Raw genomic sequence first — 2,386 nt, forward strand, 5'->3', positions numbered from 1 at the left:
ACGGCTGGTGGCCTATGTCGTGGCGGAAGCGGATGAAGTACTGGTCAACAACCTGCGTACTCACCTGAGTGCGGTTTTGCCGGATTATATGGTGCCGGCGGCCTTTGTGCGTCTGGACAGCTTGCCGCAGACCCCGAACGGCAAGCTGGATCGCCGGGCACTGCCGGCACCGGACGGAGACGCCTTTGCCCGGCAAGCCTATGAAGCCCCGCAGGGAGAAACAGAAATCGCGTTAGCGGCGATTTGGCGGGAAGTCTTAGGGATTGAATCGATCAGCCGGCATGATAATTTCTTTGCCTTGGGGGGCCATTCATTGCTGGCGGTGCGGGTCATGAACCGGATAGCGGTTTTAGGGGGGGAATTGCCGCTGAGTGAGTTGTTTAATTCCCCTTCTTTGGCTGTCCTTGCTGAAAAACTCCATACCCGGTTTGATCAACAAAGCAGCACTCTGCCCCCTATCATGCCCGTCTCTCGTGAAGGGATACTGCCATTGTCATTTGCTCAACAGCGTTTATGGTTCCTGACTCAGTTTGAAGGCGTCAGTGAAACGTATCATATTCCCATTGCGCTACGTTTGCGGGGTCAACTGGATATCGCAATCTGGCAGCAGGCACTGAATGCGCTATTTGCTCGTCATGAAGCGCTGCGCTCTGTCTTCATTACCGTTGATGGTCAGCCTCAGGTCCGCCTGCTGGCGGTAGGCCACGGATTACCATTGGTCCAGCATGACCTGCGTGAGCACCCGGATGCCGAAGCAGTACTGGAACGACTGTGCGCTGAGGAAATGTCTGCGCCATTTGAACTCAGCCGTGGCCCCCTTATCCGGGCGGTACTTATCCGGCTGGCGGATAACGAATATCAGTTTTTGCTGACCCAGCATCATATTGTTTCCGATGGCTGGTCGGTCAATGTGCTGATAGATGAACTGAACACGCTTTATAGCGCTTTTCTGGCCGGACAACCGGACCCTTTGCCACCTCTGGCGATCCAGTATCCTGATTATGCGGTCTGGCAACGTCAGTGGCTCTCCGCTGAACGTATTCAGGTGCAATCTGATTATTGGCGTACAACATTGGCTGACGCCCCCGTTTTGCTGGATTTACCTACAGACCGCCCACGCCCGTCTGAGCAGTCGTTTGCCGGTCAGATTTTACCCATCAATTTGGATGCGGAACTAACGGCCGCGCTGAAACGCCTGAGTGCGCAGCACGGTGTTACCTTATTTATGACGCTGTTATCTGCCTGGGCAGTGGTCTTATCGCGTTTATCCGGTCAAACGGATATCGTGATTGGAACCCCAAGTGCCGGTCGCAGCCGTCAGGAAGTGGAGTCTTTGATTGGCTTTTTTGTTAATACGCTGGCATTGCGCATGGGGGTTTCGGGTGAGCTGACGGTGGCAGAATTATTGACGCAGGTCCGGCAAACCGCGTTAGCGGCACAGGCGCATCAGGATTTGCCGTTTGAGCAGGTGGTGGAAATTGTACAACTGTCGCGCCGGTTGTCTCATACGCCACTGTTTCAGGTGATGTTTTCCTGGGAAAACAATGAACATACCGACTGGACACTGCCGGGGTTGACCGTGTCTCCGGCTGATCAAGATATGGAGATTGTCAAATTTGATCTCGAACTGGATCTGTTTGAGGAGGGCGACAGGATTGCCGGTGATTTAAGTTATGCTACCGCCCTGTTTGATCAAACAACCATGGAACGGCACATTGACTATTTGCACACTGTATTGCGGGCCATGGCGGCTAACGCCCAACAGCGGATCGGGGACATTGATATCCTGACACCGGCAGAGCGCAGGTTGTTGCTGGAAACCTGGAACACGACGGAGACTCCCTATCCTGAGGCCTTGTGTATTCATCAGTTGTTTGAACAGCAGGTACAAAAAACTCCACAGGCGACAGCGCTTGAGTATCAGGGGCAACGCCTGAATTATGCCGAATTAAATGCCTGCGCTAACCAGCTGGCCCACCAGTTGATTGAGTCGGGGGTAGAGCCGGAGCAACGGGTCGCTATTTGTGTTACACGCTCACCGGCCATGGTGGTGTCACTTCTGGCGGTACTGAAAGCCGGTGGTGCCTATGTGCCGCTGGATATCACCTACCCGGCAGAGCGTCTGGCCTATATTCTGAGTGACAGCGCCCCATCCGTAATATTGGCGGATGGCACCGGGCAGTCCATATTGGGCGACGAGGTACTGGCTGAGTTGACTGTGCTTGACCCGACGAAACAGCCTGATCAACCGGACAGTAACCCACAGGTTTCAGCATTAACGCCACAACATCTGGCCTATGTGATTTACACCTCGGGCTCTACCGGCCAGCCAAAAGGGGTGATGGTGGAGCATCAGGCAATTTATCAACGTACGCTGGGGGTGAAC

The 2,386-nt window shown here is 54.2% G+C and carries 1 protein-coding gene; it reads left to right on the forward strand.

Annotated features, from left to right (window positions below; genetic code table 11):
* Positions 1 to 2,386: condensation domain-containing protein (locus Xmir_RS21980; protein WP_145956951.1), on the forward strand; the 2,386-nt coding region annotated here is incomplete at both ends.

This window comes from Xenorhabdus miraniensis (assembly GCF_002632615.1).